The organism is Serratia plymuthica (genome assembly GCF_018336935.1).
Classification (GTDB): domain Bacteria; phylum Pseudomonadota; class Gammaproteobacteria; order Enterobacterales; family Enterobacteriaceae; genus Serratia; species Serratia plymuthica_B.
The window spans coordinates 4330082-4344742 of the sequence record NZ_CP068771.1; the positions used below are offsets into that span (position 1 = coordinate 4330082).

The 14661-nt window shown below is 56.2% G+C and carries 14 protein-coding genes; 7 read left to right on the forward strand and 7 right to left on the reverse strand.

Going from position 1 to position 14661, the window contains the following annotated elements; all coding sequences use genetic code 11:
* Positions 1 to 125 precede the first annotated feature (125 nt).
* Together acnB and yacL are read left to right on the forward strand one after the other, a co-directional pair.
* Positions 126 to 2723: a bifunctional aconitate hydratase 2/2-methylisocitrate dehydratase gene (gene acnB / locus JK621_RS20190; protein ID WP_212557367.1), complete on the forward strand. Its 2598-nt coding sequence runs from the start codon at positions 126 to 128 to the stop codon at positions 2721 to 2723.
* A gap of 262 nt (positions 2724 to 2985) precedes the next feature.
* On the forward strand, positions 2986 to 3348 hold the full coding sequence (yacL, locus tag JK621_RS20195) for a protein YacL (RefSeq protein ID WP_004947927.1): 363 nt from the start codon (positions 2986 to 2988) through the stop codon (positions 3346 to 3348).
* 41 nt (positions 3349 to 3389) lie between these two features.
* Here yacL and speD read toward each other — a convergent pair whose 3' ends face one another.
* The 3 genes from speD to JK621_RS20210 all read right to left on the reverse strand — a co-directional run bounded on the left by speD (position 3390) and on the right by JK621_RS20210 (position 5532).
* A complete protein-coding gene (gene speD, locus JK621_RS20200) occupies positions 3390 to 4184 on the reverse strand; it encodes an adenosylmethionine decarboxylase (protein WP_212557368.1) in 795 nt (264 codons plus the stop codon).
* A gap of 26 nt (positions 4185 to 4210) precedes the next feature.
* Positions 4211 to 5074 carry a polyamine aminopropyltransferase gene (speE, locus tag JK621_RS20205; RefSeq protein WP_212557369.1) on the reverse strand — a complete coding sequence of 288 codons (864 nt, stop codon included), beginning with the start codon at positions 5072 to 5074 and terminating at the stop codon, positions 4211 to 4213.
* 110 nt (positions 5075 to 5184) lie between these two features.
* Entirely contained in the window at positions 5185 to 5532 is a 348-nt protein-coding gene (locus JK621_RS20210) for a YacC family pilotin-like protein (RefSeq protein ID WP_212560249.1), read from the reverse strand.
* A 268-nt stretch (positions 5533 to 5800) separates the two neighbouring features.
* On the opposite strand from JK621_RS20210, the gene cueO reads away from it, so the two are divergent.
* Positions 5801 to 7435 (forward strand): multicopper oxidase CueO, encoded by a 1635-nt coding sequence (gene cueO / locus JK621_RS20215; RefSeq protein WP_212557370.1) that lies wholly within the window; start codon positions 5801 to 5803, stop codon positions 7433 to 7435.
* A 314-nt stretch (positions 7436 to 7749) separates the two neighbouring features.
* Complete coding sequence (gene hpt / locus JK621_RS20220; protein WP_004947911.1) at positions 7750 to 8286, forward strand: hypoxanthine phosphoribosyltransferase; 537 nt, start codon at positions 7750 to 7752, stop codon at positions 8284 to 8286.
* A gap of 59 nt (positions 8287 to 8345) precedes the next feature.
* Here hpt and can read toward each other — a convergent pair whose 3' ends face one another.
* The gene (gene can / locus JK621_RS20225; RefSeq protein WP_212557371.1) at positions 8346 to 9002 is read right to left on the reverse strand and encodes a carbonate dehydratase; all 657 of its coding nucleotides are present in this window, start codon (positions 9000 to 9002) and stop codon (positions 8346 to 8348) included.
* Positions 9003 to 9191: 189 nt separating this feature from the next.
* On the opposite strand from can, the gene JK621_RS20230 reads away from it, so the two are divergent.
* From JK621_RS20230 to JK621_RS20240, 3 genes are all read left to right on the forward strand, one after another.
* Complete coding sequence (locus JK621_RS20230) at positions 9192 to 10115, forward strand: ABC transporter ATP-binding protein (RefSeq protein ID WP_212557372.1); 924 nt, start codon at positions 9192 to 9194, stop codon at positions 10113 to 10115.
* Positions 10112 to 10882, forward strand: coding sequence for an ABC transporter permease (locus JK621_RS20235; protein ID WP_006321086.1), 771 nt, complete (start codon positions 10112 to 10114; stop codon positions 10880 to 10882). Before JK621_RS20230 ends, JK621_RS20235 begins: the two co-directional genes overlap by 4 nt.
* A 175-nt stretch (positions 10883 to 11057) precedes the next feature.
* Positions 11058 to 12338, forward strand: coding sequence for a polysaccharide deacetylase family protein (locus JK621_RS20240; RefSeq protein WP_212557373.1), 1281 nt, complete (start codon positions 11058 to 11060; stop codon positions 12336 to 12338).
* Positions 12339 to 12374: 36 nt separating this feature from the next.
* On the opposite strand, the gene panD is transcribed toward JK621_RS20240, so the two are convergent.
* From panD to panB, 3 genes are all read right to left on the reverse strand, one after another.
* Positions 12375 to 12755, reverse strand: coding sequence for an aspartate 1-decarboxylase (gene panD, locus JK621_RS20245; protein ID WP_037416822.1), 381 nt, complete (start codon positions 12753 to 12755; stop codon positions 12375 to 12377).
* 216 nt (positions 12756 to 12971) lie between these two features.
* The gene (panC, locus tag JK621_RS20250; RefSeq protein WP_212557374.1) at positions 12972 to 13826 is read right to left on the reverse strand and encodes a pantoate--beta-alanine ligase; all 855 of its coding nucleotides are present in this window, start codon (positions 13824 to 13826) and stop codon (positions 12972 to 12974) included.
* 22 nt (positions 13827 to 13848) lie between these two features.
* Positions 13849 to 14643 (reverse strand): 3-methyl-2-oxobutanoate hydroxymethyltransferase, encoded by a 795-nt coding sequence (gene panB, locus JK621_RS20255; RefSeq protein WP_212557375.1) that lies wholly within the window; start codon positions 14641 to 14643, stop codon positions 13849 to 13851.
* Positions 14644 to 14661 lie beyond the last annotated feature (18 nt).

Here is a 14661-nt window from a genome sequence, read left to right on the forward strand (position 1 = left end):
CTTACAGTCCAGGACATCGACAGCAGTGCCCCGTCAGGATCAATGGCATCAACACCGTGCGCTAAACCCGGTTTGAAGATAAAACGCCAGGCACAATAAATGACAATGAGAGCGAGGAGAATGTCGTGCTAGAAGAATACCGTAAGCACGTAGCCGAGCGTGCTGCAGAGGGCATCGTCCCTAAGCCGTTAGACGCCACCCAAATGGCAGCGCTGGTTGAATCATTAAAGAATCCGCCACAAGGCGAAGAAGAATTCCTGTTAGACCTGCTGATTAATCATGTTCCACCAGGCGTCGACGAAGCCGCCTATGTCAAAGCAGGTTTCCTGGCGGCCATCGCCAAAGGTGAAGCGACCTCTCCCCTGATTACCCCTGAGAAAGCCGTAGAACTGCTGGGCACCATGCAGGGCGGTTATAACATTCATCCGCTGATTGACGCGCTGGATGACGAAAAGCTGGCCGCTATCGCCGCCAAGGCGCTTTCCCATACGCTGCTGATGTTCGACAACTTCTACGACGTGGAAGAGAAAGCCAAGGCGGGTAACCCGCACGCCAAACAGATTATGCAGTCCTGGGCCGATGCCGAATGGTATTTGTCACGCCCGAAACTGGCGGAAAAAATCACCGTTACCGTATTCAAAGTCACCGGCGAAACCAACACCGACGATCTGTCGCCGGCGCCGGATGCCTGGTCACGCCCGGACATCCCGTTGCACGCCCTGGCGATGTTGAAAAACGAACGTGAAGGTATAGTGCCGGATCAACCGGGCAGCGTTGGCCCGATCAAGCAAATTGAGCTGTTGAACAAGAAAGGTTTCCCGTTGGCCTACGTCGGCGACGTGGTCGGTACCGGTTCTTCCCGTAAGTCCGCCACCAACTCTGTGCTGTGGTTTATGGGCGACGACATCCCGTATGTGCCGAACAAGCGTGGCGGCGGTGTGGTGCTGGGCAGTAAAATCGCACCTATCTTCTTCAATACCATGGAAGATGCCGGCGCCTTGCCGATTGAAGTGGACGTTTCCGAGCTGAACATGGGCGACGTGATCGACGTTTACCCGTACAAAGGCGAAGTGCGTAACCACGAAACCGGCGAACTGATCGCCAACTTCGAACTGAAAACCGACGTATTGCTGGATGAAGTGCGCGCCGGCGGCCGTATCCCGCTGATTATCGGCCGCGGTTTGACCACCAAGGCGCGTGAAGCGCTGGGCCTGCCGCACAGCGATGTGTTCCGTATCGCCAAAGAAGTTGCCTCCAGCAGCAAGGGCTTCTCGCTGGCGCAGAAAATGGTGGGCCGCGCCTGTGGCGTTGCCGGCGTGCGTCCGGGTGAATACTGCGAGCCGAAGATGGCCTCCGTGGGTTCTCAGGATACCACCGGCCCGATGACCCGTGACGAACTGAAAGACCTTGCGTGCCTGGGCTTCTCCGCCGATCTGGTCATGCAGTCGTTCTGTCACACCGCCGCGTACCCGAAACCGGTTGATGTGACCACTCACCACACGCTGCCGGACTTTATCATGAACCGTGGCGGCGTATCGCTGCGTCCGGGCGACGGCGTTATTCACTCTTGGCTGAACCGCATGCTGTTGCCGGATACCGTCGGCACCGGCGGTGATTCCCACACCCGTTTCCCGATCGGCATTTCCTTCCCGGCCGGCTCCGGTCTGGTGGCGTTTGCCGCAGCGACCGGCGTTATGCCGCTGGATATGCCTGAGTCGGTGCTGGTGCGCTTCAAAGGCAAAATGCAGCCGGGCATCACACTGCGTGATCTGGTGCACGCCATCCCTTACTACGCGATCAAGCAAGGCCTGCTGACCGTAGAGAAGAAAGGCAAGAAGAACATCTTCTCCGGCCGCATTCTGGAAATCGAAGGCTTGCCGGAGTTGAAGGTGGAGCAGGCGTTTGAACTGACCGATGCCTCTGCCGAACGTTCCGCCGCCGGTTGTACCATCAAGCTGGATAAGGCCCCGATCGAAGAGTACCTGAACTCCAACATCGTGCTGCTGAAGTGGATGATCTCCGAAGGTTACGGCGATCGCCGTACGCTGGAGCGCCGCATTCAAGGCATGCAAAAATGGCTGGCGGATCCGCAACTGCTGGAAGGCGATGCGGATGCGGAATACGCGGCGGTGATCGACATCGATCTGGCGGAGATCACTCAGCCAATCCTGTGCGCGCCGAACGATCCTGACGACGCGCGTCTGCTGTCCGACGTGGCCAACAGCAAGATCGATGAAGTGTTCATCGGTTCCTGCATGACCAACATCGGCCACTTCCGCGCCGCCGGCAAGCTGCTGGACCAGCACAAGGGCCAGTTGCCAACCCGCCTGTGGGTTGCGCCGCCGACCAAGATGGATGCGGCTCAACTGACCGAAGAGGGCTATTACAGCGTGTTCGGCAAGAGCGGTGCGCGTATCGAGATCCCGGGTTGTTCACTGTGCATGGGTAACCAGGCGCGCGTGGCTGACGGCGCGACGGTGGTTTCCACCTCTACCCGTAACTTCCCGAACCGTCTGGGTACCGGCGCCAACGTTTATCTGGCCTCGGCAGAACTGGCGGCGGTTGCTTCGCTGCTGGGCCGTTTGCCAACGCCGGACGAGTATCAAACCTACATGGCACAGGTCGATAAAACGGCGGCGGATACCTACCGCTACCTGAACTTCGACCAACTGGGCCAGTACACTGAAAAAGCCGACGGCGTGATCTTCCAAACCGCCGTTTAAGTCGCGTTACCCTAAATAATTCGGATTGCGGCAAGGCGGCAACTGAACGCATCCCCGGGAGTTTGGCCGACCAAATGACCGGGGTGAATAAAGGCGGCCAACGCCGTTGCAATTCGAAGAATGCTGGGTAATATTGCGCAACTGTTCAACGGGAGGCCTTGGCCTCCCGTTTTATTTTGCTCAGTTGCCAACTTTGCGAGCGCTCGCTGAGTTAGTCATGAATTAATGTTTACACTAAGAAAAAGGCTCAGGAGGGCGTGCTATGGATTACGAATTTCTGCGTGACGTGACCGGTCAGGTGGTGGTCAGATTTTCGATGGGGCATGAAGCGATTGGCCATTGGATCAATGAGGAAGTCAAAGGCGACTTCAATCTGCTGGATCGGATCGAAGCCGGGGCGGCGGAAGTCAAAGGCAGTGAACGTCAATGGCAGTTGGAAGGCCACGAATATACATTGCTGATGGACGGTGAAGAGGTGATGATCCGCGCCAATCTATTGGCGTTTGAAGGCGACGAGATGGAAGAGGGGATGAATTATTATGATGAAGAAAGCCTCTCATTCTGCGGTGTCGAAGACTTCCTGGCGGTGCTGAAGGCCTACCGTTCTTTCATGCTCAAATATTAAATGTAAGGGCGCGGCATGTGTATGGCCGCACCCTTAACCCATCACAAGTGCGGAATATTGCGGCCGTAATAGATTTCCTGCATCTCCTTCCACAGCAGATCGGTAATCTCTTTACGCTCGGCTTCGCTCAGGGCTTCCGGCCTGGCGTTAAACAGGTAGTGCTTCAGATCGAAATCCTTCAGCAGCATCTTGGTATGGAAGATGTTCTCCTGGTAAACGTTGACGTCCATCATGTGGTACAGCGCCTTCATATCATCAGACATAAAGTTCTGGATCGAGTTGATCTCATGATCGATGTAATGCTTCACGCCATTGACGTCGCGGGTAAAGCCGCGCACCCGGTAATCCATGGTGACGATGTCGGATTCCAACTGGTGGATCAGGTAATTCAGCGCTTTCAGCGGTGAAATCACGCCGCAGGTCGACACTTCGATATCGGCGCGGAAGGTGCACAGCCCGCCTTCTGGGTGGCTTTCCGGATAGGTATGAACGCAGATGTGGCTTTTGTCCAGGTGCGCAACCACCGTCTTCGACAGTGGACCAGGCTGCTCCGACGTATCGACATCTTTCGGGTCGACCGGTTCTTCGCTGACCAAGATGGTCACGCTGGCGCCCTGAGGCTCGTAGTCCTGACGTGCGACGTTCAGGATATTGGCGCCAATGATCGAGCAGGTTTCACTCAGGATTTCGGTCAGGCGATTGGCGTTGTATTGCTCGTCAATGTAGGCGATATAGCCATCGCGGTCATCCGCGGTTTTGGCGTAACAAATATCGTAAATACAAAAACTCAGGCTCTTGGTCAGGTTGTTGAAGCCGTGCAGTTTTAGCTTTTGCAATTGGGTTCACCTCCTTATCTTCTCGCTTAACGTGTCACCTTCAGTGCGTTGAGCAAGTACTGTGGAAGGGCAAAGCTGCCCGCGTGGATCGCTGGGTTGTAATAACGGCAGTTTAGGCCGCTTTGATTAAAGCGATGTTGCAGGGCGGATAAATCGAGCTGACGCAGCGCCGGGTTTTGGCTGGCCCAGGCGAAGGTCATGATGCCGCCGTAATAGGTCGGGATCGCCGCCTGATAGAAGCTGACGTCGTTGAAATATTGGCTTAGTTTGGTGTGGCTGTTGACCGCTTCGTCTTGTTGCAGGAAACAGACGCCGTTCTGCGCGACAAAAATACCGCCCTCGTTCAGGCAGCGCGCGCAGCCTTCGTAGAACGCCGAGGTGAACAGGCTTTCGCCGGGGCCGATCGGATCGGTGCAGTCCGAGATAATCACATCGAATTTTTCATCGGTCTGATTAACGAAGTTGACGCCGTCGTCGATCACCAGCTTGAAGCGCGGGTCGTCGTAGGAACCGGCGTTATGGTTCGGCAGGTACTGGCGGCAGAATTCCACCACCCCGGCGTCGATCTCGACCATGGTGATCTGCTCTATGCCCCGATGGCGGCTGACTTCGCGCAGCATGCCGCCGTCGCCGCCGCCGATGATCAATACCTTCTTCGCCTGGCCATGTGCCAGCAACGGAACGTGGGTCATCATTTCGTGATAGATGAACTCATCGCGCTCGGTGGTTTGCACCACGCCGTCGAGCGCCATCACGCGCCCCAGCGCCGGGTTTTCAAAAATCACCAAATCCTGATGCTCGGTCTTCTCGCGGTACAGCACATTCTCTACCGAGAAGTACTGGCCGAAGTTGGCATGCAGCGTTTCATACCAAATTTCTTTCTGGGTCATGTGCGGGAACTCCGTAATAACGGCCATGAAAAATTGGCGCAACATCATAGCTAACTCTGCCTGGTGATGCACGGCTGAATTTCAAACAGAGGTAGCGGAAGGCGGGGGGATTAGTTGGCGTACGCCAGCAGGCTCAGTGAGTCGCGTGCCAGATATTTGCATTTGTTGGGGGTAGGGATGGCGATGCCACTGAGATCGCGATAACTGTCTTCGCCCAGCGCCTTCATGTTGTAGCTATTATAGTTGCTCAAATCCCACCGGTTTTGCTGGGCAAAGTAAACGATGGCGCGTTTGATTTGCGCGTTGGGCAAGTCGTTGTAGCCGCAATCGTTTTTCAGATAAATAAATACCGCCGTCAGATCGGCCAGATCTTCCGCCTCAGACTCATTTAGCGCCAGACTGGCGTTGGAGAACCCCAGCATGGTGAGCAGCAGCACCAGTAACGTTGTTTTTTTCATCATGAAAATAGACCTGTTTATTGTCAGCAAACGTTATCACACTTGCCTGTAAAGGCACCAAATTTTATTACCTGCGGATAACATAACCGGCAGCAAAGGCTTGACCTTCCGCTAAGGGGAGGGTTTAGGCTGTCTGGCATGAAATTTATGCCTGTTGTCGTTCAAGCCGCAGCGTTATTACCTGCACTAGCGCCCCGATTGGCATGGGATGAATGAGCTGGAACTTGAAAGCCATAGGGTACATATCACTGAGAAAAGGGAGTCAGCGATGTTACGCCGTGATTTTATCAAACTGACCGCTGCGCTGGGCGCAGCAAGCGCCTTGCCGCTGTGGAGCCGAGGCGTGTGGGCGGCTGAGTTGCCGGCCTTACCGATCCCGCCGCTGTTGACGCCGGACGCGCAGGGAAGCATCGCGCTGGCGCTGCAAACCGGTGAAATGAACTGGTTGCCGGGCAAAGCGACCCAAACCTGGGGCGTCAACGGAGCGCTGTTGGGGCCAGCGGTGCGCTTGCAGCGCGGCAAACCTGTGACGGTCGATATCAAAAACGGCTTGCCGGAGGCCAGCACCGTCCACTGGCACGGTCTGGAAATCCCCGGTGATGTCGATGGTGGCCCGCAGGCGCTGATTCAGCCGGGGACTACGCGCAGAGTGAGCTTCACTGTCGAACAGCCCGCGGCCACCTGTTGGTTCCATCCGCATACCCACGGCAAAACCGGCCATCAGGTGATGATGGGGCTGGCGGGGCTGGTGCTGCTGGAAGACGACGAGAGCAGTAAACTGCCGTTGCCCAAGACCTGGGGGCAGGATGATATTCCGGTGATCCTGCAGGACAAACGGTTGGGTAAAGACGCGCAAATTGAATATCAACTGGATGTGATGAGTGCCGCGGTTGGCTGGTTCGGCGACCGTATGTTCACCAACGGCGCCCAATATCCGCAGCACGTCGCTCCCCGCGGCTGGTTGCGGTTGCGTTTTCTCAACGGCTGTAATGCACGATCGCTGAACCTGGCGGCCAGCGATAATCGGCCGTTATATGTTATCGCCAGTGACGGTGGTTTCCTGGCCGAACCGGTGAAGCTGACGGAATTGCCGATGCTGATGGGCGAGCGCTTTGAAGTGCTGGTGGATGCCTCGGACGGCAAGCCGTTTGACATCGTCACGCTGCCGGTTAAACAGATGGGCATGACGCTGGCACCGTTCGACCAGCCGCTGCCGGTGTTGCGCATTCAGCCTTCGCTGGCGCAGGGCATCAAGACGATGCCGGACAGCCTGGTGAAACTGCCGGTACTGCCGCCGCTGGCCGGCATTCAGGAGCGCTGGCTGCAACTGATGATGGATCCGCAACTGGACAAACTGGGCATGCAGGCATTGATGGATCGTTATGGTCATCAGGCGATGGCCGGGATGAGCATGGATCACGGCGGCATGGGCAACAGCGATGGCGCAATGGCCGGCATGGATCATGGCAATATGCAGGGCATGGATCACGGCAGCATGAAAGGTATGGATCACGGCAACATGAAGGGCATGGATCATGGCGCCAAGCCTTTCGACTTCAGTCACGGTAATAAGATCAACGGCAAAGCCTTTGATATGACCAAGCCGGCGTTTGAAGCCAAACGCGGCAAGTACGAGAAATGGACCCTGTCCGGCGAAGGCGACATGATGCTGCACCCGTTCCATATTCACGGCACCCAGTTCCGCATCCTGTCGGAGAACGGCAAGCCGCCGGCGGCTCACCGCAGCGGCTGGAAAGACACGGTGCGCGTCGAGGGGTGGCGCAGCGAAGTGCTGGTGCGTTTTGATCATCCGGCTAACAGCGAACATGCTTATATGGCGCATTGTCACCTGCTGGAGCATGAGGATACCGGCATGATGTTGGGCTTTACCGTAACCGACTGATCTACCCTTCGTCTTTCAAGCCGCAGCGTTGTTACCTGCTTACAAGACCCATCCCTGGGCCTTGCCCCTTCGGGGCCGCTGCAAGCAGCGTTCAAATCTGTTCCCGACAGATTTGTCACTCACCTCAGTCACTTACTTGAGTAAGCTCCTGAGGTGAGTGAGCTGGGTGCCTAGCTGCGACTTGAAATCCATAGGGTATAGAGTTTGTTTCTTCAAAAGACACCAAAGGAAAACCAGGCGGCGCACTCGCGTCGCCACCGGCGTCAGGCTATGCTAAACTCTGCGCCCTTCTTCCGGCAACTGACCTGAAACCTATGAAACACACTGTAGACGTAATGATTTCCGAGCAGGAAGTTAAGACCCGTATCGCCGAACTTGGCCGTCAAATCACCGAACATTACCGCGATAGCGGCAGTGATATGGTGTTGGTCGGGCTGCTGCGCGGTTCCTTCATGTTCATGGCCGATCTGTGTCGCACGATTGAAGTGCCGCACGAAGTCGACTTTATGACCGCTTCCAGTTACGGCAGCGGCATGTCCACCACCCGTGACGTGAAAATCCTCAAGGATCTCGATGAAGACATCCGCGGCAAAGACGTGCTGATCGTCGAAGACATCATTGATTCCGGTAACACGCTGAATAAGGTGCGTGAAATTTTGGCGCTGCGCGGGCCGAAATCTCTGGCGATCTGTACCTTGCTGGACAAGCCTGAGCGCCGTGAGGTGGAAGTGCCGGTGGAGTTCGTCGGTTTCTCGATCCCGGACGAGTTCGTGGTGGGTTACGGCATCGACTACGCTCAGCGTTATCGTCATTTGCCGTACGTCGGCAAAGTGGTGCTGTTGGACGAGTAATCGGCAGGGGCGCGGTATACCCTTCAAGTATGAAGGGTATATGCCGCGTCTCTGGCAGATTAAATGCTCTTATCCTGCTGCAATTTGGCCATAGCCTTGCGATACCCCATTTCCAGGCTCTCGCGGCTGGTGGCAGCCACTTCCAGATCGCGCAGGCGTCCGTCCTGAATCCCGTACACCCAACCGTGGACCGTCACTTTCTGGCCGCGTTTCCAGGCCGACTGCATGATGGTGGAGTGGCCCAGGTTGTAGACCTGCTCGATGACGTTGATCTCGCACAGAACGTCGAGGCGCTGTTCCGGTTCCAGTTCACCCAGCAGTGAGCTGTGCTTGTACCACAGGTCGCGGATATGCAGCAGCCAGTTGTTGATCAGCCCCAGCTCCGGGTTTTCCACCGCGGCTTCTACGCCGCCGCAGCCCAGATGGCCGCAGATGATGATATGTTCAACCTCCAGCACATCCACCGCATACTGCACGACCGACAAACAGTTAAGATCGGTGTGAACCACCAGGTTTGCCACATTGCGATGGACAAAGAGTTCGCCAGGTTCCAACCCTGTCAGTCTTTCTGCAGGGACGCGGCTGTCTGAGCAACCTATCCATAAAAAGCGGGGCTTTTGCGCCTGGGATAAACGTTCAAAAAAGTCTGGATCTTCCTGGTTGATATTGGCCGACCAGGCTTTGTTGTTGGCGATAAGCGTTTCGATTTCTTTCATGGAGGGTTATAGACCTGTAACAAACAGATTGCGTTCGGCTAATATAGGACAAGCGTCACAATTTGGAAATCGGAACCGTTACGCTTTTTTCCGCACGGATTCGCCTCAGTGAAATCGCTGCTGATGATAAGATCCTCTTTATTACAAGACGCAGCAGCATACTCATCGTCACAAGGTACTTTCTAACTTATGAATTATGCACTGGAATTAGCGCAGTTGACCAAGACCTACGCGGGTGGCGTCAAGGCATTGCGCGGGATCGATCTTAACGTCGAGGCGGGGGATTTTTATGCCCTGCTGGGGCCGAACGGTGCCGGTAAATCCACCACCATCGGCATTATCAGCTCGCTGGTTAACAAAACGACCGGCAGCGTGCGGGTGTTCGGCTACGACATCGATAAAGATATTGTCAACGCCAAGCGTCAGCTTGGGTTGGTGCCGCAAGAATTCAACTTCAACCCGTTCGAAACCGTCATGCAGATTGTGGTCAATCAGGCGGGTTACTACGGCGTGACCCGGCGCGAAGCGCTGGCGCGTGCGGAAAAATACCTGACCCAGTTGGATCTGTGGGGCAAGCGCGATGAACGCGCGCGCATGCTGTCCGGCGGCATGAAACGTCGTTTGATGATCGCCCGCGCCTTGATGCACCAGCCAAAGCTGCTGATCCTCGATGAGCCGACCGCTGGGGTGGATATCGAACTGCGCCGTTCCATGTGGGGTTTCCTGAAAGAGCTGAACGCTCAGGGCACCACCATTATCCTCACGACCCACTATCTGGAAGAGGCGGAAATGCTGTGCCGCAATATCGGCATTATCCAGAACGGGGAACTGGTGGAAAACACCTCAATGAAAGGGTTGTTGGCCAAGCTGAAGTCCGAAACCTTTATCCTCGACTTGGCGGCCAAAAGCCCTCTGCCGAAACTGGATGGCTATCGCAACCGCCTGACGGATACCTCAACGCTGGAAGTGGAAGTGATGCGCGAACAGGGCCTGAACGGCTTGTTCGCTCAACTCAGCGCGCAGGGGGTGCAGGTATTGAGCATGCGTAATAAGGCTAACCGGCTGGAAGAGCTGTTTGTCACCCTGGTTAACGGTAATGGAGAAAAAGCATGACGCGTTTGTATTGGGTGGCTTTACAGAGTATCTGGGCCAAAGAGATCAACCGTTTTGCCCGTATCTGGATCCAGACCCTGGTGCCGCCGGTGATCACCATGACGCTGTATTTCATCATCTTCGGCAACCTGATTGGTTCGCGCATTGGCGATATGCACGGTTTTGATTACATGCAGTTTATCGTTCCCGGCCTGATTATGATGGCGGTGATCACCAACTCGTACGCCAACGTCGCATCGTCGTTCTTCAGCGCCAAGTTCCAGCGCAATATCGAAGAGCTGCTGGTGGCGCCGGTGCCGACTCATGTGGTGATTGCCGGTTACGTCGGCGGCGGCGTGGCGCGCGGCATCTGCGTCGGCGTGCTGGTGACGGTGATCTCGCTGTTCTTTGTGCCGCTGCAGGTGCATGCCTGGTGGGTGATTGTGGTCACGCTGTTGCTGACGGCAATCCTGTTCTCGCTGGCGGGCCTGATCAACGCGGTGTTCGCCACCACCTTTGACGACATCAGCCTGATCCCGACCTTCGTGCTGACGCCGCTGACCTATCTGGGCGGGGTGTTCTATTCGCTGACGCTGCTGCCGCCGTTCTGGCAGGCGGTATCCAAGCTGAACCCGATCGTCTATATGATCAGCGGTTTCCGCTACGGCTTCCTCGGCATCAGCGACGTGCCGCTGGTGCTGACCATGGCGGTGCTGGTGGCGTTTATCCTGGTGTTCTATCTGCTGTCCTGGTACCTGATAGAGCGCGGTCGTGGCCTGCGCACCTGATGTACCGACGCCCCCGGACAAGCGTTCGGGGGCGCTGTTATCGATCTGAAGCCGGCATCACATAAATCAATAGAATTGCTCATATAACCCCTTTCTCCCCGATGTTCAAATCGTGCTATGCTGACGCTCCACATTTCCTCCATTTTTATCACGCACTCGTAAGCAGAACATAACCATGCGGCCTCAACACAAGATAGCGGCTGGGCTACTCGGCATCCTGATGTCACTCGTCTCGCCGGCGACGCTGGCAAATTTGCTGTCGGAAGACAGCGCTGTTAAATCTGAATATATGGAAGCGCAACGCGACAGCGAGGTTTATTCGCTGATTGGCGAACATGTGATCCCGGTCGGTGAAGTGAAGCAGGGTCAGCTGATTCAGGTGTTCCCGGCGGATGCTGAGTATTACGAATTCAAGTTTGGCCACGGCATTGGTTTTATCGATAAAGACGATGTGCGCAACCTCAAAAAATCGCGCAAGGTGCAAGACGATCTCGGCGAACTGAATAAGCCGCTGACCAATCAGAACCTGATCACTCAGAAGGCGATCAATGTCTATACCGAAGCGGATAACGCCAGCGAAGTGTTTGGCGTGCTGGAAGAAAACCTGCGTTACCCGATCATCGGCAAACTGAAAGATCGGCTGAACAACACCTGGTATGAGATCAATATTGGCGATCGTCTGGGTTATGTCAGTGAGCTGGACTGCGAGATTGATACCGGCGTTCCGGTGCTGACCTACCACCATCTGTTGAAAAACGAAGAGAACAAGCGTTTTCGCCACACCTCGACCACCACCTCGGACGTGGCGTTCAGCAACCAGATGACCTATCTGAAGCAGGCGGGTTATGACACCATTTCCCTGTATCAGCTGGAAGCCTATCTGAAGAACCAGATCAACCTGCCGGGCAAGGCGGTGGTACTGACTTTTGATGACGGGTTGAAGTCGGTGTATCGCTATGCCTATCCGGTGTTGAAGAACTACGGCTTCCGCGCAACGGCGTTCATTATTTCTTCGCGCATCAAACGCCATCCGCAGAAATGGAACCCGGACTCGCTGCAGTTTATGAGCATTTCAGAACTCAAGCAGATCCAGGATGTGTTCGACGTACAGTCGCACACGCATTTCCTGCACCGCACCGACGGCAACCGCCAGCCTATTCTGCTGAGCCGTTCGCTGCATAATATCGAATTCGATTTTGAGCGCTCGCGCCGCGCGCTGTCGCAGTTTAATCCGCATGTGTTGTACGTATCCTATCCGTTCGGCGGCTACAACCAGCGGGCGATACAGGCGGCGAAAGACGCCGGTTTCCATATGGCGGTGACCACGGTGCAGGGCAAGGTAAAGCCGGGGGATAATCCGTATACGCTGAAGCGGCTGTATATTTTGCGCACCGATTCCATTCAGACCATGGCGGACAGGATAGCCAACAAGCCGGGAACGGTGGTGGTGCAGTAAGACGATAACGGGCGCGCGATGCGCCCGTTTTGACAATCAGGCAACCTGAACCGGTACGGCTTTCGCCTTGCGTTGCAGGTTGTTGTCACCTTCGAAATAGGCGACTTTCGGGTGGTGCTGGCGGGCATCGGCATCGCTCATCTGCACGTAGGAGCAGATGATCAGTTTGTCGCCTACGCAGGCGCAGCGCGCCGCCGCGCCGTTGACCGAAATGATGCGCGAACCGCGTTCTGCGGCGATGGCGTAGGTCGAGAAACGCTGACCGTTATCAACGTTATAAATATCTATAGCTTCATATTCCAGAATGCCTGCGGCCTCCAGGAAATCCTGATCGATGGCGCAGGAGCCTTCATAGTGCAAATCGGCCTGAGTCACTTTCACCCGATGCAGTTTGCCTTGCAGCATAGTACGTATCATAACTTTACCTGACTGAATATTGTGGGGTGTTGGTACCCTTCGTCTTTCAAGCTGCGGCGTTGTTGGCTGCTTACGCTCACCCCAGTCACTTACCTGAGTAAGCTCCCATGAGGCTCGCCCTTCGGGCCAGCGCTTGCCGCCTGGCCGCAACTCGAAATCCATTGGGTAGATTTTTTATCACTTTCCCGGTAACAACGGTATCAAATATGCAAAAACCTACAGCGTCAGATCAACCTGCTGGTTGTCGATCAGCCGCGCTTTGCCCAGCCAGGCGGCCATCAGCACCACTGCGCGCCGGCTTTCAACACCCAGGGGTTGCAGGCTGTCGGCGTCGCGGATAAACAGTTCGTCCGGGGTGAAACCGGCGGCGCGCAGGTGCGCGGCGGTTTGCTCCAGCAGATCGTCGACGTGGCGCTCACCGTTGCTGAGTTGTTCTGCCAACGCGTTCATGATCTTGCTGAGCTGAGGCGCGATTTTACGTTCTTCGGCGGTCAGATAGCCGTTGCGCGAGCTGAGCGCGAGGCCATCTTTAGCGCGCACGGTCGGCACGCCGACGATGTCAATGTTATACCCCATGTCCGCCACCATCTTGCGGATCAGCGCCAGTTGCTGGTAGTCCTTCTCGCCAAAACAGGCCAGATCCGGCTGCACCAGATTGAACAGTTTGCTGACGATGGTGGAGACGCCGCGGAAATGGCCAGGGCGGCTGGCGCCTTCCAGCATGGTGGAAATGCCCGGCACGTCGACATAGGTTTGCTGCTCCAGCCCCTGCGGATAGACATCGGCCGGCGCGGGTGCGAACACCAGGTCGACATTGCGGCGGGTCAGCTTTTCGCTGTCCTCCTGCAGGGTGCGCGGGTAGCGCGCCAGATCGTCAGGGCGTTCGAACTGCATCGGATTCACGAAAATGCTGACCACCACGATATCGGCGCGCGCTCGGGCTTCATCAACCAGCGTCATATGGCCTTCGTGCAGATTGCCCATGGTAGGCACCAACGCGATGCGTTTGCCGTCCTGGCGCCAGCGGCGGATCTGCTGACGCAGCAAAGGCAGAGTTTCGATAATAATCATTGATAGCTCCTGGAACGATCGCTTAATTAAAAGAGTGTTCTTCAGCGGGGTAAGCGCCTTGCTCAACTTCCTGTATATACTGCTGCACCGCCAGGCGGATATCGCCGCTTTGCGCCAGGAAATTTTTAGCGAATTTCGGCGTATGGCCACCGGTAATGCCAAAGGCGTCGTGCATCACCAGGATCTGGCCGTCGGTCACGTTGCCGGCGCCAATGCCGATTACCGGAATGGACAGCGCTTCGGTGATCTTGCGTGCCAGTTCGGTCGGTACGCACTCCAGCACCAGCAGTTGCATGCCGGCCAGCTCCAGATTTTGCGCATCTTCCAGCAGTTGTTTGGCGGCGAGCTCGTCACGGCCTTGCACCTTGTAGCCACCGAATACGTTCACCGACTGCGGCGTCAGGCCGAGATGGCCGCACACCGGCACGGCGCGCTCGGTGAGCATTTTCACCGTTTCGCACAGCCAACTGCCGCCTTCCAGTTTCACCATATTGGCGCCGGCCTGCATCAGTTCGGCGGCGTTGGCGAAGGCCCGTTCCGGGGTGGCGTAACTCATGAAAGGCATGTCAGCCAGCAGCAGGCAGGCCGGGGCACCACGGCGTACGGCCCGTGTGTGGTAGGCGATGTCGGCGACGGTGACCGGCAGCGTGGAGTCGTGGCCCTGCAGCGTCATGCCCAGCGAATCGCCCACCAGCAGCACTTTAACGCCTTGCTCTTCAAACAGTTTGGCAAAGCTGGCATCGTAGGCAGTCAGTGAAGCAAACTTGCGTTGCTCCTGTTTCCACTGGCGCAAATGGGTCACGGTGGTGGGTTTCATCACTACGTCTCCTGAATA